Origin of the sequence: Pseudomonas sp. MB-090624 (assembly GCF_003205245.1) — a bacterium.
In the GTDB taxonomy this organism is placed as follows: Bacteria; Pseudomonadota; Gammaproteobacteria; order Pseudomonadales; family Pseudomonadaceae; genus Aquipseudomonas; species Aquipseudomonas juntendi.
In genome coordinates, this window is the sequence record NZ_QJRK01000056.1 from 1 (window position 1) to 21,224 (window position 21,224).

General features: G+C 63.3%; 17 protein-coding genes. 10 read left to right on the forward strand and 7 right to left on the reverse strand.

The window, feature by feature from the left end; all coding sequences use genetic code 11:
- Positions 1-288: 288 nt before the first annotated feature.
- Positions 289-2,199, reverse strand: coding sequence for a potassium transporter Kup (locus tag DMX12_RS24995; protein ID WP_009682553.1), 1,911 nt, complete (start codon positions 2,197-2,199; stop codon positions 289-291).
- Positions 2,200-2,434: 235 nt separating this feature from the next.
- Between DMX12_RS24995 and rimO the strand changes: the two genes are divergently transcribed.
- From rimO to DMX12_RS30070, 6 genes are all read left to right on the forward strand, one after another.
- Positions 2,435-3,766: a 30S ribosomal protein S12 methylthiotransferase RimO gene (gene rimO / locus DMX12_RS25005; protein ID WP_054905943.1), complete on the forward strand. Its 1,332-nt coding sequence runs from the start codon at positions 2,435-2,437 to the stop codon at positions 3,764-3,766.
- 156 nt (positions 3,767-3,922) lie between these two features.
- Positions 3,923-4,390, forward strand: a complete 468-nt coding sequence (locus tag DMX12_RS25010) for a GNAT family N-acetyltransferase (RefSeq protein WP_110679741.1) — start codon at positions 3,923-3,925, stop codon at positions 4,388-4,390.
- A 108-nt stretch (positions 4,391-4,498) separates the two neighbouring features.
- Positions 4,499-5,209 carry an rRNA pseudouridine synthase gene (locus tag DMX12_RS25015; protein ID WP_110679742.1) on the forward strand — a complete coding sequence of 237 codons (711 nt, stop codon included), beginning with the start codon at positions 4,499-4,501 and terminating at the stop codon, positions 5,207-5,209.
- 49 nt (positions 5,210-5,258) lie between these two features.
- The gene (locus DMX12_RS25020) at positions 5,259-5,720 is read left to right on the forward strand and encodes a DUF1456 family protein (RefSeq protein WP_029887591.1); all 462 of its coding nucleotides are present in this window, start codon (positions 5,259-5,261) and stop codon (positions 5,718-5,720) included.
- 6 nt (positions 5,721-5,726) lie between these two features.
- A complete protein-coding gene (gene tsaA / locus DMX12_RS25025; RefSeq protein ID WP_110679743.1) occupies positions 5,727-6,419 on the forward strand; it encodes a tRNA (N6-threonylcarbamoyladenosine(37)-N6)-methyltransferase TrmO in 693 nt (230 codons plus the stop codon).
- 157 nt (positions 6,420-6,576) lie between these two features.
- Positions 6,577-6,693, forward strand: a complete 117-nt coding sequence (locus DMX12_RS30070; RefSeq protein WP_256599116.1) for a hypothetical protein — start codon at positions 6,577-6,579, stop codon at positions 6,691-6,693.
- 171 nt (positions 6,694-6,864) lie between these two features.
- On the opposite strand, the gene DMX12_RS25035 is transcribed toward DMX12_RS30070, so the two are convergent.
- From DMX12_RS25035 to DMX12_RS25050, 4 genes are all read right to left on the reverse strand, one after another.
- A complete protein-coding gene (locus DMX12_RS25035; protein WP_009682559.1) occupies positions 6,865-8,187 on the reverse strand; it encodes a dicarboxylate/amino acid:cation symporter in 1,323 nt (440 codons plus the stop codon).
- Between the two features lie 297 nt (positions 8,188-8,484).
- Positions 8,485-9,831, reverse strand: a complete 1,347-nt coding sequence (locus tag DMX12_RS25040; RefSeq protein WP_110679744.1) for an ATP-binding protein — start codon at positions 9,829-9,831, stop codon at positions 8,485-8,487.
- Positions 9,828-10,505 carry a response regulator gene (locus DMX12_RS25045; protein ID WP_009682561.1) on the reverse strand — a complete coding sequence of 226 codons (678 nt, stop codon included), beginning with the start codon at positions 10,503-10,505 and terminating at the stop codon, positions 9,828-9,830. The genes DMX12_RS25040 and DMX12_RS25045 overlap by 4 nt, the downstream gene beginning before the upstream one ends.
- A gap of 149 nt (positions 10,506-10,654) precedes the next feature.
- Positions 10,655-11,260 (reverse strand): outer membrane protein, encoded by a 606-nt coding sequence (locus DMX12_RS25050; RefSeq protein WP_054881146.1) that lies wholly within the window; start codon positions 11,258-11,260, stop codon positions 10,655-10,657.
- Positions 11,261-11,389: 129 nt separating this feature from the next.
- Here DMX12_RS25050 and DMX12_RS25055 point away from each other — a divergent pair, with 129 nt between their 5' ends.
- On the forward strand, positions 11,390-12,181 hold the full coding sequence (locus tag DMX12_RS25055; RefSeq protein WP_110679745.1) for a dienelactone hydrolase family protein: 792 nt from the start codon (positions 11,390-11,392) through the stop codon (positions 12,179-12,181).
- A 156-nt stretch (positions 12,182-12,337) separates the two neighbouring features.
- Positions 12,338-13,039, forward strand: a complete 702-nt coding sequence (locus tag DMX12_RS25060; protein WP_110679746.1) for a 4'-phosphopantetheinyl transferase — start codon at positions 12,338-12,340, stop codon at positions 13,037-13,039.
- 3 nt (positions 13,040-13,042) lie between these two features.
- Here DMX12_RS25060 and DMX12_RS25065 read toward each other — a convergent pair whose 3' ends face one another.
- Both DMX12_RS25065 and DMX12_RS25070 read right to left on the reverse strand, forming a co-directional pair.
- Entirely contained in the window at positions 13,043-14,650 is a 1,608-nt protein-coding gene (locus DMX12_RS25065) for an ATP-binding protein (RefSeq protein ID WP_110679747.1), read from the reverse strand.
- Entirely contained in the window at positions 14,647-15,345 is a 699-nt protein-coding gene (locus tag DMX12_RS25070; protein WP_009682568.1) for a response regulator, read from the reverse strand. Before DMX12_RS25070 ends, DMX12_RS25065 begins: the two co-directional genes overlap by 4 nt.
- A gap of 747 nt (positions 15,346-16,092) precedes the next feature.
- On the opposite strand from DMX12_RS25070, the gene DMX12_RS25080 reads away from it, so the two are divergent.
- A complete protein-coding gene (locus DMX12_RS25080; RefSeq protein ID WP_054905934.1) occupies positions 16,093-18,972 on the forward strand; it encodes a ribonucleoside-diphosphate reductase subunit alpha in 2,880 nt (959 codons plus the stop codon).
- A 648-nt stretch (positions 18,973-19,620) separates the two neighbouring features.
- On the forward strand, positions 19,621-20,871 hold the full coding sequence (locus tag DMX12_RS25085; RefSeq protein WP_029885549.1) for a ribonucleotide-diphosphate reductase subunit beta: 1,251 nt from the start codon (positions 19,621-19,623) through the stop codon (positions 20,869-20,871).
- Positions 20,872-21,224 lie beyond the last annotated feature (353 nt).

The window sequence follows — 21,224 nt, forward strand, 5'->3', positions numbered from 1 at the left end:
ATTCGCGCGCGAACGCCTTGGTGCATGCCTCAATATCGCGCCGTACAAACAAGGCGCCCGCGCGCGCCTGTCACAGGCGTTACTGGCCCGAAACAAACGTAGGAGCGAGCGCAGCTCGCGATTGCGCAGCGCGGGCGGCGCTCGATCTCACAGGCGCTGAAGATGCTGCGGCTACCCTTGCCAGGAACCATAGAATCTCCCACAGGGACCGCGCCATGTTGAATATCAGCGCAGTACTTGTGGGAGCCTGGCTTGCCAGCGATGGGCTGCAAAGCAGCCCCTTGCCAATCAGATCTCGACCTGGGTCCCCAGCTCGATCACCCGGTTCAGCGGCAGGTTGAAGAAGCGCAGGTTGCCGTTGGCATTCTTCAGCAGGAAGGCGAACAGGTTGCCACGCCAGCGCGACATCCCTTCGAGCCGTGAGGCAATCACCGTCTCACGGCTGAGGAAGTACGTGGTGCGCATGGGGGTGAAGTCCAGGCCATCCAGATGGCACAGTTTCAACGCCGCCGGTACGTCCGGCTCGTCCATGAAGCCAAAATGCAGCAGCACACGGAAGAAGCCGTCACCATAGGCTTCCACTTCGAAGCGCTCGTGCTCCGGCACCCGCGGCCGGTCCTCGCTGACCACCGTCAACAACACCACCTGGCTATGCAGCACCTGGTTGTGCAGCATGTTGTGCAGTAGCGCATGCGGCACGGCATCGGAACGCGCGGTCAGGAACACCGCCGTGCCTTCGACCCGGTGCGGTGGCTGAATGCGGATACTGCTGATGAACAACGGCAGCGGCAATGCCCCTTCGTCGATGCGCTCGACCAGGATCTGCTTGCCACGCTTCCAGGTGCTCATCAGCAGGTACAGCACGCCCCCGGCCAGCACCGGGAAGGCGCCACCCTGGACAATTTTCGGCACGTTGGCGGCAAAGAACAGCCCGTCGACCAGCAGGAAACCGACCAGAATCGGCACCGCCAGCAGCGGCGGCCACTTCCACAGCAGCAGCATCACCGCCGACACCAGGATCGTGGTCATCAGCATGGTCCCGGTTACCGCAACGCCGTAGGCTGCCGCCAGCGCCCCGGAAGACTCGAAACCGATCACCAGCAGTACCACACCCACCATCAGGGTCCAGTTCACCGCACCGATATAGATCTGCCCTTGCTCGTCGCTGGAGGTGTGCTGGATCTGCATGCGCGGGATATAACCCAGCTGGATGGCCTGGCGGGTCAAGGAGAAGGCCCCGGAAATCACGGCCTGCGAGGCGATCACCGTGGCCAGGGTGGCCAGGCCGACCAACGGCAACAGCGCCCAGCCCGGTGCCAGCAGGTAGAACGGGTTGCGGGCCGCATCCGGATCCTGCAGCAGGAGCGCACCCTGGCCAAAGTAGTTGAGCACCAGCGCCGGCAGCACCAGGATGAACCAGGCACGGGCGATAGGCTTGCGGCCAAAATGGCCCATGTCGGCATACAATGCCTCGGCACCGGTCAGCGCCAGCACCACCGCGCCCAGAATGGCCACCCCCATCCCCGGGTGCACCACGAAGAAGTTGACCGCCCAGCCGGGGTTGAAGGCCTTGAGCACTTCCGGGCTTTGCGAAATGCCGTGCACGCCCAGTGCACCGAGCACCACGAACCAGGTGACCATGATCGGGCCGAACAGCTTGCCGATCTTCTCGGTACCGTGCTTCTGCACCAGGAACAGGGCCACCAGCACCACCAGCGAAATCGGCACCACCCAGTGGTCGATACCGTCGAACGCCAGGCCCATGCCCTCTACCGCCGACAGCACCGACACCGCCGGGGTGATCATGCTGTCACCATAGAACAGCGAGGCGCCGATCAGGCCACAGATCACCATCAGTGTGCGCAGCCGCGGGTAGGCCGCCGTAGCCCGCCGCGCCAGCGCAGTCAAGGCCATGGTGCCGCCCTCGCCCTGGTTGTCGGCGCGCAGGATGAACATCACGTACTTGAACGACACCACCCACAGCAGCGACCAGAGGATCAGCGACAGGATCCCCAGTACGCCGTCATGGTTGACCGGCACCCCATAACCACCGGTAAAGACTTCCTTCAGGGTATACAGCGGGCTGGTGCCGATATCGCCATAAACCACCCCGACCGCTGCCACGAGCAGGCCCAGCGACCGCGTCGCACCCTGCTTACCCTCGTGCCCGCCCTCAGCGTGACTGCTTGCCTGAACCATCGACCACTCCCGCAGACGGCCATTACGGCCTTTCAGTATTCACTCTGCGACCAAGCACTCACTGCAGCTTGGCGCAACGGCGCGAAGCATAGCGCAGCGTTCGTCGTATTTCTGCTGGTCAAGCGTCCCTGCGCTCGCTAGAATTGCGCACTTTTTGATCAGAGGCGCCAAAAGCGCCCGTCAAGATCGCCCCCGATTCCGGCCGGGCGACCTGCATTCAATACCGAGGTTAGTCATGTCCACCACGCCCGCCACCCCCAAGGTAGGTTTCGTAAGCCTGGGTTGCCCCAAAGCCCTGGTCGATTCCGAGCGCATCCTGACCCAGCTGCGCATGGAAGGCTATGAAGTCGTGCCCACCTACGAGGATGCCGACGTGGTGGTGGTCAACACCTGCGGCTTCATCGACAGTGCCAAGGCCGAATCGCTGGAAGTCATCGGCGAAGCGATCAAGGAAAACGGCAAGGTCATCGTGACCGGCTGCATGGGCGTTGAAGAAGGCAACATCCGTGACGTGCACCCAAGCGTGCTGTCGGTCACAGGCCCGCAACAGTACGAGCAGGTGGTCAACGCCGTGCACGAAGTGGTGCCACCCCGCCAGGACCACAACCCGCTGATCGACCTGGTACCGCCACAAGGGGTCAAGTTGACCCCGCGCCACTACGCCTACCTGAAAATTTCCGAAGGCTGCAACCACAGCTGCAGCTTCTGCATCATCCCGTCGATGCGCGGCAAGCTGGTCAGCCGCCCGGTGGGCGAAGTGCTGAGCGAGGCCGAGCGCCTGGTGAAGGCCGGGGTCAAGGAGATCCTGGTGATTTCCCAGGACACCAGCGCCTATGGCGTTGACGTCAAGTACAAGACTGACTTCTGGAACGGCCGCCCGGTCAAGACGCGCATGCTTGAACTGTGCGAAGCACTGAGCAGCCTGGGTGCCTGGGTGCGCCTGCACTACGTGTACCCTTACCCGAATGTCGACGATGTGATCCCGTTGATGGCGGCCGGCAAGATCCTGCCGTACCTGGACATTCCGTTCCAGCATGCCAGCCCGAAAGTGCTCAAGTCGATGAAGCGCCCGGCTTTCGAAGACCGTACCCTGGCACGCATCAAGCAATGGCGCGAACAGTGCCCCGAACTGGTGATCCGTTCCACCTTCATCGTCGGCTTCCCCGGCGAAACCGAAGAAGACTTCCAGTACCTGCTGGACTGGCTGACCGAAGCCCAGCTCGACCGCGTGGGCTGCTTCCAGTACTCGCCGGTGGAAGGCGCCCCGGCCAACGACCTGGGCCTGGCTGAAGTACCGGACGACATCAAGCAGGACCGTTGGGACCGTTTCATGGCCCACCAGCAGGCCATCAGCGCTGCCCGCCTGCAACTGCGCATCGGCAAGGAGATCGAAGTGCTGATCGACGAAGTCGAGGCGCAAGGTTCGGTAGGCCGCAGCTTCTTCGATGCCCCGGAAATCGACGGCAGCGTGTTCATCGATGGCGACCATGGCTTCAAGCCAGGCGACAAGGTTCGTTGCCGGGTGGTAGACGCCGACGAATACGACATGTGGGCCGAGCCGGTCTGACACCCACGCAGTACGCTGCGCACCATCGCCGGCCAGCAGCTCCTTTACCAGGGAGCTGCGCGGCCGATGATGGGCCGCGCAGGCGCACCGGCAATCCTTGGGCCTGTTGCGCTTTTAGCATCTATCGTTTCCTCAGCCCCAGAGGAACGTCCCCCGATGCGCCAGCCATTGTCCCTGCAAACCCCGCACCTTAGCGACTACCCCGAACTGGCCCAGGTCTGGGAAGACTCGGTGCGCGCAACCCACGATTTTCTACCCGATGCCTATGTCCGGCTGCTGCGTGAGCATGTGCTGTACCGCTACCTCGACGCCGTGATGCTGGTCTGCTGCAAGGACCGCCAGCGTATCTGCGGGTTCGCCGGGGTCGCCAGCAGCCGGGTGGATATGCTCTTCGTTGCCCCGGCCTACCGTGGCCAGGGCGTGGGCAGGCGCTTGCTGCGCTACGCCATCAACGAACTCAATGCCGAAACCCTGGACGTCAACGAGCAGAACCTGCAAGCCCTGGGCTTCTACCTGCATGAAGGTTTCGAGGTGGTCGGCCGCTCCCCTACCGACGGCCTTGGCCAACCCTACCCCCTGCTGCATATGCGCCTGCGGGGCACAGGCCAGTGCAGCGGCGACTGAATATGCCGCAGCAGGTCGCCGAAATGGCGCAAGTGACACAGATTCCCATCATCAACCGCGTAGGGGCAGGTACAATGGTCACCTTTCCCTGCCTCTGCGAATTGCGCCATGTCCGAACCCGTCCGCCTGTCCAAACGCCTCATCGAGCAGCTTGGCTGCTCTCGCCGCGAGGCCGAGCTGTACATTGAAGGAGGCTGGGTCACGGTCGATGGCGTGGTGGTCGAGCAGCCGCAGTTCAAGGTCGGGCAACAGCGCGTCGAGCTGTTGCCTGGCGCCCGCGCCGAGACCCTGGAGCCGGTGACCCTGCTGCTGAACCAGCCTGCCGACATGGACAGCGAAAGCGCCCGCGCCAGCATCAACATGGGCAGCCTCAGCGAAGCCCACCGCGAGGGCGTGCGTGCGCTGCACGGGCACTTTGCCCGGCAGGCTTGCGTCGCCCCACTGGAGCGCGGCGCCAGTGGCCTGCAAGTGTTCACCCAGGACTGGCGGGTGACCCGCAAGATCGAAGCCGACCTGCGCCGCCTGGAGCAGGAATTCATCGTTGAAGTGCGCGGCCAGACCACGCCCCAGGCACTGGAGCGCCTGGCCCGCGGTGCTACGCGCAATGACCGTGAGCTACCCAAGGCCAAGGCCAGCTGGCAGAACGAGACCCACCTGCGCATGGCCCTGAAAAACCCGCAGCCCGGGCAGATCGCCGAATTGTGCGCTTACCTGCGCCTGGAGCTGGTCGGCATGCGGCGCATTCGCCTGGGTGGCGTGTCGATGGGCAAGTTGCCGCTGGGCCAATGGCGCTATGTGGCCACTAACGAACGTTTCTAAGTAATAGGCCGCGCTGGAACGCGCGGCACCTGAACAGGATTCAGCAGCAATGAACCACAACGACGTCCTGCGCAGCCTGCGCTACATGCTCAAGGTGAACGACGCCAAGATGGCCGAGATCATCGGCCTCTCCGGCCTCGAAGTGCACCCGCTGGTGCTGGCTACCTACTTGAAGAAAGAAGACGAAGAAGGCTTTGTGCGTTGCCCTGAGCGGGTGATGGCGCACTTCCTCGACGGCCTGGTGTTCTACCGTCGCGGCAAGGATGACAGCCGCCCGGCGCAACCGATCGAGCTGCCGGTGACCAACAACCTGATCCTCAAGAAGCTGCGGGTGGCTTTCGAACTCAAGGAGGACGACTTGCACGCGATCCTCAAGTCCGTGAACTTCCCGGTCAGCAAGCCGGAATTGAGTGCACTGTTCCGCAAAGCTGGCCACGACAACTACCGGCCGTGCGGCGACCAGCTGCTGCGCAACTTCCTCAAGGGCCTGACTTTGCGCGTGCGTGGCTGAGTGACCATGCAGCACACCGTTGCCCCGGTCGGTATCGTCCGTTCATGCTTCAAGGAAAAGTTTGCCATTCCGCGCCAACCGCAGCTGGCTCCCGCCGCCCGCGGGGTGCTGGAGCTGCTGCCGCCGTTCGACCAGGGTGAGGCAGTCGAAGGCCTGGAGCAGGTCAGCCATGTCTGGCTGCTGTTCCTGTTCCACCAGGCGCTGGAAGACAAGCCACGCCTGAAAGTGCGGCCACCGCGCCTGGGTGGCAACAAGAGCATGGGCGTGTTCGCGACCCGCGCCACCCATCGGCCCAATGGCATCGGCCAGTCGGTGGTGCGCCTGGAGGGGGTTGAACCGGGGCGGCTGCTGCTGTCCGGGATCGACCTGCTGGACGGCACGCCGGTGCTGGACATCAAGCCCTACGTGCCTTACGCCGACAGCATTGCATGCGCCAGCAACCAGATGGCCAGCGCCGCGCCTGCAGCCATTGCCGTGCACTGGGCCGACAGCGCATTGGCGCAGGCCCGCGAGCATGCATTGCGGCTGGATGAGCCGCTGGTGGCGCTGATCGAACAATGCCTGGCCCAGGACCCACGCCCGGCCTACCAGGTACCTGCACCGGAACGGGTGTACGGGGTGAGGTTCTGGGATGTGCAGGTGCGCTGGCATTACCCGCAGCCGGAGGCGATCCGGGTGTTGGAGGTGGTGCTGGCCTGACCCCGATTGAGGCTTGTTCGCTGTCCATTGTAGGAGCGGCCTTGCGTCGCGATGGGGCGCGTAGCGGCCCCGGGGCTTTAGCCATCCTGCAAGCTTGCCGGGGCTGCTACGCAGCCCTTTCGCGACGCAAGGCCGCTCCCACAAGGACCGTGCAGGCATGAAAAAGGCGACCCGAGGTCGCCTGGCGCTGATCGAACAGTGCCTGGCCCAAGACCCACGCCCGGCCTACCAGGTACCTGCACCGAAACGGGTGTTGGAGGTGGTGCTGGCCTGACCCCGATTCAGGCTTGTTCGCTGGCTTGTGGGAGCGGGCTTGCCCGCGAACACCGGCGCTGCCGGTGCCAGACACCGCGTCGCCTGCTTCGCGGGCAAGCCCGCTCCTACAAGGACCGTGCAGGCATGAAAAAGGCGACCCGAGGTCGCCTTTTTGCATTTCAAGCCGCTATCAACGAGCCGGGCCTTCAGCCACACCCAGGTCGTCGGTTGGGCGGGTATCAACCAGCGGTGCACCGCCGGACGCCAGCTCCGAGGCCAGCTTGTCGTTGTCCATTTCCTTGACCCACTTGGCCACGACCACGGTGGCAACGGCGTTGCCGACCAGGTTGGTCAGGGCGCGGGCTTCGGACATGAAGCGGTCGATACCGAGGATCAGCGCCAGGCCGGCAACCGGCAGGTGGCCCACCGCCGACAGGGTGGCAGCCAGCACGATGAAGCCCGACCCGGTGACGCCGGCAGCACCCTTGGAAGCCACCAGCAGCACCAACAGCAAGGTGATCTGGTGGGTGATGTCCATGGTGGTGTCGGTGGCCTGGGCAATGAAGACCGCTGCCATGGTCAGGTAGATCGAGGTGCCGTCGAGGTTGAACGAGTAACCGGTCGGGATCACCAGGCCAACCACGGACTTCTTGGCACCCAGGCGTTCCATCTTGGCCAGCATGCGCGGCAGGGCCGATTCCGACGAGGAGGTGCCCAGTACGATCAGCAGCTCTTCACGGATGTAGCGGATCAGTTTCAGCACGCTGAAGCCGTGGGCGCGGCAGATACCGCCCAGCACCACCAGCACGAACAACAGGCAGGTGATGTAGAAGCAGGCCATCAGGTAGCCCAGTTGCACCAGCGAACCCACGCCGTACTGGCCGATGGTGAAGGCCATGGCACCGAAGGCGCCAAGCGGGGCCAGCTTCATGATCATGTTGATGATGTTGAACATGACATGGGCGAAGCGGTCGATCATGTCCAGCAGCGGCTTGCCGTAGCTGCCCAGGCGGTGCAGGGCGAAGCCGAACAGGACCGAGAACATCAGCACTTGCAGGATATCGCCGTTGGCGAATGCACCGACCACGGTGTTGGGGATGACGTTGAGCAGGAAGCCGACCGTGGTCTGCTGCGCGCCGGCGGCGGCATAGGCAGCCACACTACTGGCGTTCAGGGTGCTGACGTCGATGTGCATGCCAGCGCCTGGCTTGACCACGTTGACGACGATGAGGCCAATGATCAAGGCGATGGTGGAGACGATTTCAAAGTACAGCAGCGCGTAGCCGCCAGTCTTTCCGACCGACTTCATGCTCTGCATGCCGGCGATGCCGCTGACCACGGTACAGAAGATGATCGGGGCGATGACCATCTTGATCAGTTTGACGAAACCGTCACCGAAGGGTTTGAGCGCGACGCCCGTTTCCGGGTAGAAGTGGCCGAGCAGGATGCCGATGGTGATGGCGACCAACACCTGGACATACAGGGATTTGTAAAGCGGCTGACGTGTCGTCATGGCTAATTTTCCTCAAGTGTGCCGGCTCACCCTTCCCAGGGTGATGGGGCACCTGAATCGCTAACCCTCCTGCACTTGGAGGGATTTGTCGTTGTGTTCGAGCTGCCTGGGCAGGCCTCTGCGTAGATCAATAGCAAGGGTGGTGCCAAAGTGCCCAGCAAGGGTGCAAATGCCTTGTGTACCAAGGATTAATGCCCAACGACGGGGCGATAAAGGTGAGGAAAGCTGGCGGATTTCCGCCCGGTGGCGGGTTTTGTACAGGCATGTTGGCGGGAATCCGCCCACCCGGACCGTGAATCAATCGAGGTTGAAGGTAATCCTGAACGCAGCCCCACCCAGTGGTGAATCCCCCAGGCTGAGCACGGCGTCATAGCTGTCGACGATATCCTTGACCACCGCCAGGCCGATGCCCTGCCCCGGGTGCTGGCTGTCCAGCCGCTCACCGCGCTCGAGGATGCGCTCGCGCTGGTCGACCGGCACGCCCGGCCCGTCGTCTTCGATGCACAAGGTCAGGCGCCCTGGCACTTGCTCGAGGCTTACGCGCACCTGGCCAAGGCTCAGCCGATAGGCGTTTTCCAGCAGGTTGCCGAGCATTTCCAGCAAGGCGCCCTGCTCCATCGGCACCTGGGCCGCCCCGGGTAACACCCGTTGCACCTCCACGCGTTTGTCCCGGTATACCTTGGCCAACGTGCTGCACAGGCTGTCGAGCACAGGCCGTAGCGGCACACTGTGGCGCACCAGGCCGCTCTTGCGCAGGCTGGCGCGCTGCAACTGGTAGTCGATCTGCTGGCTCATGCGTTCGATCTGGCTTTGCAGCACCCGCGCCTGTTCGCGTTCGCCACTGCGCTGCTGCAGGCTTTCGCCCACCCCCTGCAACACCGCCAGCGGGGTTTTCAGGCTGTGTGCCAGGTCGTCCAGCGAATCCCGGTAGCGCGTACGCTGCTCGCGTTCACTGCGCAGCAAACGGTTGAGCGAGCGGGTCAGGCGCAGCAGCTCGCGGGGGTGCTCGCCGCTCAGACCATCGCGCGCCCCTGCTTCCACCTCATCCAGTTCGTGGCTGAGCCGGCGCAGCGAGCGCAAGCCCCAGGTCAAGCCGGCCCACAGCAATACCAGCAGCGCCAGCAAGGCAGCGCCGAAGCCCAGGTAGAGCTTTTCGCGCAGGCCGTCGAGGGTGGCCTTGTACTCGCTCACCGGCTGCAGGGCGACAATGCTGTAGGCTGCGCTCTGGCCACCCAGCAGCTTGATCTCGACGTCGTAGACAAAGAACTCTTCACCGTCGGCCTGGTGGATGCGGGCAAATTCGTTGCCGCGCCCGTCATAGCGCGGCCGGTAGTTGATGTGCCGGTCGGCGGTGGCGCGGGACTGCCAGACCAGCTGGCCATCGCGGTCGAAGATATACCCGAGCAGGCCGGTGTACGGCAGGTTGTAACGCTCGTCCGGCAGCAGTTCGGGCATCTGCAAGTGGCCGCCTTCGATGCGCGCGGCCGATATCAGCGTGGTCACGTCCGAGGCCAGGCGCTGCTCGATCGACTCCTGCAGGGCCAGGCTGAACGCCTTCTGCAACGCGGGCAGCAACCCCAGCATGAACAGCAGCGCCAGCACGGCGGCGGCCAGCATCAGGCGCACGCGCAGGGAACGAATCATCGGCAGCGCTCGGTGAACAGGTAGCCCAGGCCACGTACGGTATCGATGGGTTTGAACCCCTGCTCGCCTTCCAGCTTGCGGCGCAGGCGGCCGATCAGCACTTCGATGACATTCGGGTCACGCTCCTCATCGCCTGGGTACAGTTGCTCCATCAGGCGGTCCTTGGCCACCACTTGCTGATGATGGCGCATGAGGTATTCAAGGATACGGTACTCATAAGCCGTGAGCGCCAACGGCTGCGCATCGAGGCTAGCCTGCTTGCGGTTGAGGTCGAGCACCAGCGGGCCGGCAGCGATGGTCGACTGGGTGAAGCCGCTGGAGCGGCGCAGCAGCGCATTCAGGCGGGCTTCGAGCTCTTCGAACTGGAAGGGTTTGACCAGGTAGTCGTCGGCGCCTGCGGCCAGGCCTTCGACCTTGTCCTGCCAGTTGCCACGGGCCGTGAGGATGAGGATGGGGAAGGTCTTGTCCTGGCTGCGCAGGCGCGTGATCAGCTCCAGGCCACTGATACCGGGCAGGCCCAGGTCGATGATGGCCAGGTCGAAGTGGTACTGCCCGGCCTGGTACAGCGCCTCCTCGGCATCGGCGACCGCCTCGACCACGTGGCCGCTTTCGCCCAGGCGGGTGTAGAGGTGATGGCGAAGCAGGGCTTCGTCCTCGACCACCAGCAGTTTCATATGCAGCTCCTTTTCATCTATTGCCTGTACCGGCCTCTTCGCGGCTAAAGCCGCTCCCACAGGGAGCACACAGGTTTGCTGGACTGTGCGATCGCTGTGGCAGCGGCTTTAGCCGCGAAGAGGCCGGTACAGGATAACCCGGCAGGCCGTCAGAACTTGTAGGAGGCTGCCAGGTAAGTCTGCGCACTGCTGCTCAGGCGCAGGGTGCCATCCTTCGGCCCACCATGCGCGCCCACTTCGGTTGCCGCATTGGTGCGCAGGTAACGGTAGCCCAGCTCCACCGAAGCCTTGTCGGTGATGTCCTGGATCACCCCGGCCTGCAGCCCGTAGGCATAACCGTAGTCGGTATCGCGGCGGGCGCCTGGCGAGTCCTGGGTGAGCTTGGTCATGCCCAGGCTGCCACCGCCAAACAGTTTGGTGGTATCGCCCACCGGCAGGAACAGGTCATAACTGCCCAGCAGGTTTTCCTGACGCAGTTTCAGGCCGCTGTGGTCGCCCGAGACGTTGTCATAGGTCATGTAGTAACGGCCTTGGTCGTTGATCTTGCCCACACGCACACCCCAGGTGTCATCCTTGCCGATGATGCCGTCGGTGTTGAGGTTGTCGGTGTTGCGCTGTAACAGGCCGGACTTGCGGACCTTGTCGCTGGTCTGGCCGTAGGTGAGGCTGGCGAAGTTGTCATCGGCAGCCTGGGCGGTGGTGAGGCCAGCGGCGCAGACGGCCATGGCGGCAAGCAGGGTATTGAAGGTTTTCATGGCAGGTTACTCCAGTTGGGTGCGTTGTTTCGGTCTGGAAGCTAGAGTAAGCAGGGCACCCTGAACCGCGACTGAACCCTGACTGAACCTCGGCTGAACGACCCGATTGCCGAACAAGGAGTAGTACCCATGCGTGTCCTGCTGGCCCTGACCCTGATGTGCAGCGCTGCCCTTGCCCAAGCGGCAGTACAAACCCGCGAAATTCCTTACCAGGACGCCGACGGCAACCGGCTGGTCGGCTACTACGCATACGACGACGCCGTCGAGGGCAAGCGCCCCGGCATTGTGGTGGTGCATGAATGGTGGGGGCTGAACGATTATGCCAAGCGCCGCGCCCGTGACCTGGCAGCGCTGGGCTATAACGCCCTGGCCATCGACATGTACGGCGACGGCAAGCACACCGAGCACCCGCAGGACGCCCAGGCGTTCATGGCGGCCGCCCTGAAAGACCCTGCCGCTGCAGCCAGGCGCTTCGATGCGGGCCTTGAGCTGCTGAAACTGCAACCGAACACCAACAAGCACGAGCTGGGTGCGGTTGGCTACTGCTTCGGCGGCAAGGTGGTGCTGGATGCTGCGCGCCGTGGCGAGAAACTCGACGGCGTAGTGAGCTTCCATGGCGCACTGGCTACCGCTACCCCGGCCAAACCGGGCGTGGTACGCGCGGATATCCTGGTCGAGCACGGCGCGGCCGACAGCATGGTCACACCGCAGCAGGTCGAGGCCTTCAAGGCCGAGATGGATGCGGCCAAGGTGAACTATCAGTTCGTCAGCATCGAAGGCGCCAAGCACGGCTTCACCAACCCGGATGCAGACCGCTTGAGCCATGGCGAGCATGGCGGGCCGGACATTGGCTATAACAAGGCCGCGGATGAAAGCTCCTGGGCGGATATGCAGGCGTTTTTCAAGAAGGTATTCAAATAGCGATTGTACGGCCCGCTTTGCGGCCCATCGTCGGCAAGCCAGCTTCCACAGGCACTGCATAGATCGTCGGGCCTGCAGGCTTGCCGCGATGGGCTGCACGGCAGCCTCGGCTATTGCATCTCCCACACCGTCGCCGCGGCTGGCACAATAGCCGCCATGAACACGCTCCCCGCCTGCTGCGCCCCACTTCAGTACCACTGGCCCCTGCCCCGCCCATTACCCGGTGCGGTGCTGGTCAGTTGCGCCTTCGACCCCGCCCAGCTAGGGGCCGACGACTTCCAGCGCGCGGGGGTAGTGCCAAGCGCCAGCCTGCTGCGCTCGGTGCCCAAGCGCCAGGCCGAGTACCTGGCCGGCCGTGCATGCGCACGGGCCGCGCTGCAACGCCTGGACGGTCGCAACTACGTGCCTGGCACCCATGAAGACCGCTCGCCCATCTGGCCCGCCGGCATTCATGGCTCGATCACCCATGGCCAAGGCTGGGCCGCCGCGGTGGTCGCTGGCGCCCACAGCTGCCAGGGCCTGGGCCTGGATCAGGAAGCCCTGCTCGATGACGAACGCGCCGAGCGCTTGATGGGCGAAATTCTCACCCCGGCCGAGCTGGAGCGCCTGGACCGCGCTCAGCTTGGGCTGACGGTCACCCTGACCTTCTCGCTGAAGGAAAGCCTGTTCAAGACCCTCTACCCCCTGACCCGCCAGCGTTTCTACTTCGAGCACGCCGAAGTGCTCGACTGGTCTGGCGAGGGGCTGGCGCGCCTGCGCCTGCTCACCGACCTGTCGCCACAGTGGCAACGCGGGGCAGAGCTGCACGGCCAGTTCAGCCTGCAACACGGCCATCTGCTTAGCCTGGTGAGCGTCTGAGGCCTACAAGGGTGCCTGCTGGCGCGGCCAGTTCAGGCTGAAGCAGGCACCCCCCAACGCCGCACTGCGCCCTACCGTGGCTCGCCCGGCATGCCAGTAGATGATCCGCCGCACAATCGAAAGGCCCAGGCCATGCCCGCCCGAGGCGCGGGTGCGGCTGTCGTCCAGGCGGGTGAACGGCGTGAAAATGCGGTCCCATACCCCCTCCGGGATCCCTGGGCCATCGTCTTCCACATCGATGCGGCAGCGTTGCTGCCCCAGCTGGTAGCTCAGGCGTACCTGCGACTCGGCGTGGCGCATGGCATTGCCGACCAGGTTCTGCAGCGCCCGGTGCAGGTAGCGCGGCTCCGCCTCGACCCAGGCGCCATCGGCATCGGCCCCCTGGCACTCACCCCGCTCGACGCGCACATCGGCACGCAGCGGCGCCAACTCGTCGATCACCCGGTCGAGCAAGGCATCGATGTCGATGCGCTGGAACTGCAAGGCCGGCGCGCCTTGCTCCAGGCGCGCGTAAGTGAGCATTTCGTCGACCAGCTTGTCGAGGTCCTGGATGTCGCCGTCCATGCCAGCCAGGTGCTTGGCGCGCGCCTGCTCGGTGCTGGCACTTTCGATCATCTCCAGGCCAAAGCGCAGGCGCGCCACCGGCGTGCGCAACTCGTGGGATACTGCGCGCACCAGCTCACGCTGCATGGTCAGCGAACGCTGCAAGTGCTCGGCCATGCCATTGAATGCGGCGGCCAGGCGCCCTACCGAGTCGGTGTCGCCAGCCGGTACGCGCGTGTCCAGGCTGCCCTGGGCGATGCGTGTGGCGGCGACTTCCAGGCCCGACACGCGGCGCTCCAGCTGGCGGACCAGCAAGTAGACCACCAGACCGATCAGGCACAGGCCCAGAAACGCGATCAGAACCAGCAACTGCGGCGGATACGGGTTGAGCTGGTACAGCGGGCCGATCTCCAGCACCCAGGGCGAGCCGGTCAACCCGGCGAACACCCGGATCGAATCGCCATCCTTGCCCAGCGCCATCACCGTGTCGCCCTCCTCGACCCTGCGCCGCTGGTCATCGTCCAGGCTGACGCGCTCGATCCGTTGCAATGCAACGCCAAAGCCGAAGCCTTTTTCCTGCGTCAACTGGGCCAGGCGCTGCTGTTGTTCGGTGACCGGGTAGCGCACCAGCTCATCGGCCAGCAGATAAAGCGTCGCGCGTGCCAACTGCTCGCTGATCTGGTTGATCTGCGCCACCAGCATCAGGTCTTCCTGGCCAACCTTGCGCAGCACCTGTGCCGCATGCGGGCCGGTTTTTTCCACCACCACCAGGCCACGGGCCAGGCGCGCACGCTGGGTGCCATCAAGCCGGCGGGCGCTCATCGGCTGCAGCGCCAGTGGCACGCCGAGCAGGCGCTCCCAGATCAACAGCGAGCGCTTGCGTTCGGTTGCGTTCTGCACCGCCAGGTTGTCCGCCATCAGGCTGAAGGTGCCTTGCGCCAGGCCCTCACGGTGCTGGGCGGCGCGCACCTCGTTGACCAGGTGCAGGCTGAGCACGCCCAGCAGCGCCACCAGTACCAGCACCGCCAGCATGCCGCCATAGATGCGCAGGAAAATCGAATTGTTCATGGCGCCTCGCCGACGAACAGGTAGCCCTTGCTGCGCAGGGTCTTGATCAGCCGCGGCTGCAGCGGGTCATCGCCGATCTTGGGGCGGATCCTGGAAATGCGGATGTCGATGGAACGGTCCTGGCCGTCGTAGCCAACACCACGCAGCGCAGTGAAGATCTGTTCGCGGCTAAGCACCCGCCCGGCATTGCTGGCCAGCAGCCAGAGCAAGTCGAATTCGGCACCGGTCAGTTCGATCAGTTGCTCACCGAGGCGCGCCTCGCGCAGCCGGTTGTCGATGTGCAGGGCACCGAACGCCAGGTCCTGGCGCTTGCTGTCCAGGGCTTCGCTACGGCGCAGCAAGGCCTGGATGCGCGCCAACAGCAGGCGCGGGCGCACCGGTTTGCAGACATAGTCGTCGGCGCCCAGGTCCAACCCGTGGATCTGGTCGAGTTCGTCGCTGCGTGCGGTGAGCATCAGGATCGGCCCAGGGTACTGGTTGCGCGCCCGGCGGCAGATGCTCAAGCCGTCCTCGCCCGGCAGCATCAGGTCGAGAATGACCAGATCAGGTTGGCTGTCGACGATCCGACGCACGGCGCGCGCGCCATCGCCCTCGACCGCGACCTCGAAGCCGTTGGCCTGCAGGTACTCGGCGGTCAGCTCGGCCAGGCGCGGGTCGTCCTCGACGATCAGAATGCGGGGTTGGGTCTGGTCCATGGCTTTGGCCTTTTTATTCTCTGGATCGCAATCTTGGCCTTTGAGCGTATGACTGTAGATCTTTGCTGTCCATGAAATCGAGCGGGGCCCGCACGGTGCTCGATCTGACAGGCAGCAACCCGCTACAGCCACGCACCTGCCCCCCTTGGCTCGAGCGTTTTTTGTGGTAGGGTGCGCGCCCGCAAAAACTGCGACGGGGCGGCGAACGGCCGAAAAATACTGCAAACCACTTGGCACAAGGCCTACAGCGAATACTCACCTTTCACCCACAAAGTACCCACACGTTATCCACAGACGCTCGCCTTGCAAACACCCCAATACCGCATTATCTTGTATCCCGATCGCAGCGAACCACTAGATATAGGGGTTCGTGCAAAATCACACACAAAAGTCAACCCGCTAGATCAAACGATCTTCGGGGTGGAACTTCAAGTGATTTCAGCAGCCAAACCGCTCCTGCGGAGGCGACCGAGGCAAGCCCACCCAGGGCCTTGTTCGGGCATGGGTGTTGCAGGTCAGCCTGGCACTCATCAGCAACAGTTTTTGGGCCCAGCCCAGAACCTTTGACTTCGGCCAGGGAGCGGCAAGCCATTGCCCCTTATTCCTGAGTCTGTCCCGAAGTCGGTACGCCCGCGCGGGCGGGTGCGCATGCAGTGCGCATCCCCGTGAGGTTATCGAGCAAGTGGACGGAACGGTGGGCGCTCAAAAGGCGCCTGTACAATATAGAAACTGTGGAGACACCCACCCATGCAAACCGACACAACTCGCGAGAACCCGCAGGCCAAGGTGCCGCAGGCCGCCGATTCCCAGCAGGATCTGGCTGCTACCGCCCCTGGCCAACTGCGCGTGATCAAGCGTAACGGCACTGTCGTCCCGTACACCGACGACAAGATCACCGTTGCCATCACCAAGGCGTTCCTCGCAGTTGAAGGCGGCACCGCCGCCGCCTCGTCGCGCATCCACGACACCGTCGCGCGCCTGACCGAGCAGGTTACCGCCACGTTCAAGCGTCGCATGCCATCGGGTGGCACCATCCACATCGAAGAAATCCAGGACCAGGTCGAGCTGGCCCTGATGCGCGCCGGCGAGCAGAAAGTCGCCCGCGACTACGTGATCTACCGCGACCAGCGTGCCAAGGAGCGTGCGACCCGCGCCAACAACGACGCCGTGGTCGAGCCACACCCGAGCATCCGTATTACCCTGGCCGACGGCAGCCTGGCACCACTGGACATGGCCCGCCTGAACACCATCATCAGCGAAGCCTGCGAAGGCCTGGCCGAAGTCGATGGCGACCTGATCCAGCGCGAAACCCTGAAGAACCTCTACGACGGCGTAGCCATCAAGGACGTCAACACCGCCCTGGTGATGACTGCCCGTACCCTGGTAGAGCGCGAGCCGAACTACTCGTTCGTCACTGCCCGCCTGCTGATGGACACCCTGCGCGCCGAAGGCCTGGGCTTCCTGAACGTCGCCGAAAGCGCCACCCACCACGAAATGGCCGACCTGTACGCCAAGGCGCTGCCGGCCTATGTCGAGAAAGGCGTCGAATTCGAGCTGCTGGACCCTGCCCTGAAAGGCTACGACCTGGAGCGTCTGGGCAAGGCCATCGATCACGAGCGCGACCAGCAGTTCACCTACCTGGGCCTGCAAACCCTGTACGACCGCTACTTCATCCACAAGGATGGCGTGCGCTTCGAGCTGCCACAGGTGTTCTTCATGCGTGTGGCCATGGGCCTGGCGCTGGAAGAGAAAGACAAGGAAGCCCGTGCGATCGAGTTCTACAACCTGTTGTCGTCGTTCGACTACATGGCCTCGACCCCGACCCTGTTCAACGCCGGTACCCTGCGCCCGCAGCTGTCCAGCTGCTACCTGACCACCGTGCCAGACGACCTGTCGGGCATCTACCATGCGATCCACGACAACGCCATGCTGTCGAAATTCGCCGGTGGCCTGGGCAACGACTGGACCCCGGTCCGTGCACTGGGCTCGTACATCAAGGGCACCAACGGCAAGTCCCAGGGCGTGGTGCCGTTCCTGAAAGTGGTCAACGACACGGCCGTTGCCGTGAACCAGGGTGGCAAGCGCAAAGGCGCCGTGTGTGCCTACCTGGAAACCTGGCACCTGGACATCGAAGAATTCATCGAGCTGCGCAAGAACACCGGTGATGACCGCCGTCGTACCCACGACATGAACACCGCCAACTGGATCCCTGACCTGTTCATGAAGCGTGTCTTCGATGACGGCAAGTGGACCCTGTTCTCGCCATCGGAAGTGCCCGACCTGCACGACCTGACCGGCAAGGCCTTCGAAGAGCGCTACGAGTATTACGAAGCCCTGACCGAGTACAACAAGATCAAGGTGTTCAAGACCATCCAGGCCAAAGACCTGTGGCGCAAGATGCTGTCGATGCTGTTCGAGACCGGCCACCCATGGCTGACCTTCAAGGACCCGTGCAACCTGCGTTCGCCGCAGCAGCACGTGGGCGTGGTCCACAGCTCGAACCTGTGCACCGAGATCACCCTGAACACCAACAAGGACGAGATCGCGGTCTGCAACCTGGGCTCGATCAACCTGCCGAACCACATCAATGATGGCAAGCTGGACACCGCCAAGCTGCAACGCACCGTGAACACCGCCGTGCGCATGCTCGACAACGTGATCGACATCAACTACTACTCGGTGCCGCAAGCGCGTAACTCGAACTTCAAGCACCGCCCGGTCGGCCTGGGCATCATGGGCTTCCAGGATGCGCTGTACCTGCAGCACATCCCATACGGCTCCGACGCGGCCGTCGAGTTTGCCGACAAGTCGATGGAAGCGGTCAGCTACTTCGCCATCCAGGCTTCGTGCGACCTGGCCGACGAGCGTGGCGCCTACGAGACCTTCCAGGGCTCGCTGTGGTCCAAGGGCATCCTGCCACTGGACTCGCAACAGATCCTGATCGAGGCCCGTGGCCAGAAGTACATCGACGTCAACCTGGAAGAGTCGCTGGACTGGGCCCCGGTGCGCGAGCGCGTCAAGAAAGGTATCCGTAACTCGAACATCATGGCCATCGCGCCAACTGCAACCATTGCCAACATCACCGGCGTGTCGCAGTCGATCGAGCCGACTTACCAGAACCTGTACGTGAAATCCAACCTGTCGGGCGAGTTCACTGTGATCAACCCGTACCTGGTGCGCGACCTGAAAGCCCGCGGCCTGTGGGACTCGGTCATGATCAACGACCTGAAGTACTACGACGGTTCGGTGCAGCAGATCGAGCGTATTCCGCAAGAGCTCAAAGACCTGTACGCCACCGCGTTCGAAGTCGAAACCAAGTGGATTGTCGATGCGGCCTCGCGTCGTCAGAAGTGGATCGACCAGGCGCAATCGCTGAACCTGTACATTGCCGGCGCCTCGGGCAAGAAGCTGGACGTGACCTACCGCATGGCCTGGTACCGTGGCCTGAAAACCACCTACTACCTCCGTGCCCTGGCCGCGACCAGCACCGAGAAGTCGACCATCAACACCGGCAAGCTCAATGCTGTTTCCAGCGGTGGCGACAGCGCCCCGGTTCAGGCAGCCGGCCCAGCGCCAGTGCCGAAGGCCTGCGCGATCGACGAGCCAGACTGCGAAGCCTGCCAGTAAGGCCTGAATGCCGCACGGGGTGCCCTTGGGTGCCCCGCGCGGCATTTTTGTATCTGCACCCCGGAGAAACCTTGCCCTTTCCCCAGCGCTCACGCGGCTCGGCAAAAGAACAGGACTTCTCACAAAACGCGGTCACTGTGGGAGCGGCCTTGTGTCTCGATTGGGGTGCGAAGCGCCCCCAAGATTGCAGCTTCGCCGCATGATTCGCGGGGCCGCTTTGCGGCCCGTTCGCGACACAAGGCCGCTCCCACAAAAATCACGCCAACACCACATAATGTGCCTTAAAAATAAAAATCCACAACATGTAGTGCTATCCGCGTTTTGCCGCTACACTCCCTTCCCATAGCAAGCCACACAAACCCGGTGAACGGACGCACGCATTTCCGGTCGAAAAAGTTACCCTCGCCCGCAAGAGACGCGCCCCGATCCAAGGCGAAATCCGATATACTTCGCCCCCTCTGAAAAGAGCACCATTCAATTGTCCTGGCCCCTCCCCGAGGCCTGGCCAGGTACAAGCCAGAACACATTCAGATGTAAACGAGAGTCAGCCTCTCGAGCTGTCCATTCGCCGTTACGGCCTTGCGTCAGGCATCACATTCTTTAAATCCAAGCGGTTGCCCAGGGCAACCCTCAAGCAGGAGCCAAACCATGCTGAGCTGGGACGAATTCGACAAAGAAGACGGCGAAGTAGCCGCCAAAGGCAATAACCCTGCGCAGGCCGCTGCCGCCGCCACCCTCGACAAGCTTGACAGCGCCGGCGGTGCCGCCGCCCTGGAAGCCCGTGCGGCCACCGCTGCTGACTCCGACGCGGTCAAACGTGCCAAGGCAGCCCTCGACGCCCTCGACGTTGCCGAAGGCCTGGCCGAACTGGAAGGCTCCTCGGCCCGTGTTGCCGTTGACGAAAAGCGCATGATCAACTGCCGCGCCGACCTGAACCAGCTGGTACCGTTCAAGTACGACTGGGCCTGGCAGAAGTACCTGGACGGCTGCGCCAACCACTGGATGCCGCAAGAGGTCAACATGACCGCCGACATCGCCCTGTGGAAGAGCCAGGACGGCCTGACCGAAGACGAGCGCCGCATCGTCATGCGCAACCTGGGCTTCTTCTCCACCGCCGACTCGCTGGTTGCCAACAACCTGGCCCTGGCCGTGTACCGCCTGATCACCAACCCCGAGTGCCGCCAGTACATTCTGCGCCAGGCCTTCGAAGAGGCGATCCACACCCACGCCTACCAGTACTGCATCGAGTCGCTGGGCATGGATGAAGGCGAGATCTTCAACATGTACCACGAGATCCCGTCGGTCGCGAAGAAAGCCGCCTGGGGCCTGAAGTACACCCGCGCCATTTCCGACCCGGAGTTCAACACCGGCACCGTCGAAACCGACAAGGAGCTGCTGCGCAACCTGATCGCCTACTACTGCGTACTGGAAGGCATCTTCTTCTACTGCGGCTTCACCCAGATCCTGTCCATGGGCCGCCGCAACAAGATGACCGGCGTTGCCGAGCAGTTCCAGTACATCCTGCGTGACGAGTCGATGCACCTGAACTTCGGTATCGACGTGATCAACCAGATCAAGATCGAGAACCCGCACCTGTGGGATGCGGCGATGAAGGAAGAAGCGACCCAGATGATCCTGCAAGGGACCCAGCTGGAGATCGAATACGCCCGCGACACCATGCCACGCGGCGTACTGGGCATGAACGCAGCGATGATGGAGGACTACCTCAAGTTCATCGCCAACCGTCGTTTGACCCAGATTGGTCTGAAGGAAGAGTACCCAGGGACTACCAACCCGTTCCCGTGGATGAGCGAGATCATGGACTTGAAGAAAGAGAAGAACTTCTTCGAGACGCGGGTGATTGAGTATCAGACTGGTGGGGCGTTGAGCTGGGATTGATCGTCCGGGCTGAGCATCGAGAAGGCTGCCGAATGGCAGCCTTTTTTGTTGCCTGCGGAAGGCTTATACCGCGTCGCTTGCTTCGCGGGCACGCCCGCTCCCACAGGGCATTGCGTATTGCCAAAGCCTGGCTAATCCTGCAATGCAATCATCGCTGGCAAGACCAGCTCCTGCAGGTATCACGAAAGCCTTCCGCAAACGGGGATACCCCCGTGGGAGCGGGCTTGCCCGCGAACACCGGCGAAGCCGGTGCCAGACACCGCGTCGCTTGCTTCGCGGGCACGCCCGCTCCCACAGGGCATTGCGTATTGCCAAAGCCTGGCTAATCCTGCAATGCAATCATCGCTGGCAAG

Coding starts and splice junctions, on each gene's coding strand:
- DMX12_RS24995 (WP_009682553.1), bottom strand. CDS start 2,199: ATGGTTCAGGCAAGCAGTCACGCTGAGGGCGGGCACGAGGGTAAGCAG.
- rimO (WP_054905943.1), top strand. CDS start 2,435: ATGTCCACCACGCCCGCCACCCCCAAGGTAGGTTTCGTAAGCCTGGGT.
- DMX12_RS25010 (WP_110679741.1), top strand. CDS start 3,923: ATGCGCCAGCCATTGTCCCTGCAAACCCCGCACCTTAGCGACTACCCC.
- DMX12_RS25015 (WP_110679742.1), top strand. CDS start 4,499: ATGTCCGAACCCGTCCGCCTGTCCAAACGCCTCATCGAGCAGCTTGGC.
- DMX12_RS25020 (WP_029887591.1), top strand. CDS start 5,259: ATGAACCACAACGACGTCCTGCGCAGCCTGCGCTACATGCTCAAGGTG.
- tsaA (WP_110679743.1), top strand. CDS start 5,727: ATGCAGCACACCGTTGCCCCGGTCGGTATCGTCCGTTCATGCTTCAAG.
- DMX12_RS30070 (WP_256599116.1), top strand. CDS start 6,577: ATGAAAAAGGCGACCCGAGGTCGCCTGGCGCTGATCGAACAGTGCCTG.
- DMX12_RS25035 (WP_009682559.1), bottom strand. CDS start 8,187: ATGACGACACGTCAGCCGCTTTACAAATCCCTGTATGTCCAGGTGTTG.
- DMX12_RS25040 (WP_110679744.1), bottom strand. CDS start 9,831: ATGATTCGTTCCCTGCGCGTGCGCCTGATGCTGGCCGCCGCCGTGCTG.
- DMX12_RS25045 (WP_009682561.1), bottom strand. CDS start 10,505: ATGAAACTGCTGGTGGTCGAGGACGAAGCCCTGCTTCGCCATCACCTC.
- DMX12_RS25050 (WP_054881146.1), bottom strand. CDS start 11,260: ATGAAAACCTTCAATACCCTGCTTGCCGCCATGGCCGTCTGCGCCGCT.
- DMX12_RS25055 (WP_110679745.1), top strand. CDS start 11,390: ATGCGTGTCCTGCTGGCCCTGACCCTGATGTGCAGCGCTGCCCTTGCC.
- DMX12_RS25060 (WP_110679746.1), top strand. CDS start 12,338: ATGAACACGCTCCCCGCCTGCTGCGCCCCACTTCAGTACCACTGGCCC.
- DMX12_RS25065 (WP_110679747.1), bottom strand. CDS start 14,650: ATGAACAATTCGATTTTCCTGCGCATCTATGGCGGCATGCTGGCGGTG.
- DMX12_RS25070 (WP_009682568.1), bottom strand. CDS start 15,345: ATGGACCAGACCCAACCCCGCATTCTGATCGTCGAGGACGACCCGCGC.
- DMX12_RS25080 (WP_054905934.1), top strand. CDS start 16,093: ATGCAAACCGACACAACTCGCGAGAACCCGCAGGCCAAGGTGCCGCAG.
- DMX12_RS25085 (WP_029885549.1), top strand. CDS start 19,621: ATGCTGAGCTGGGACGAATTCGACAAAGAAGACGGCGAAGTAGCCGCC.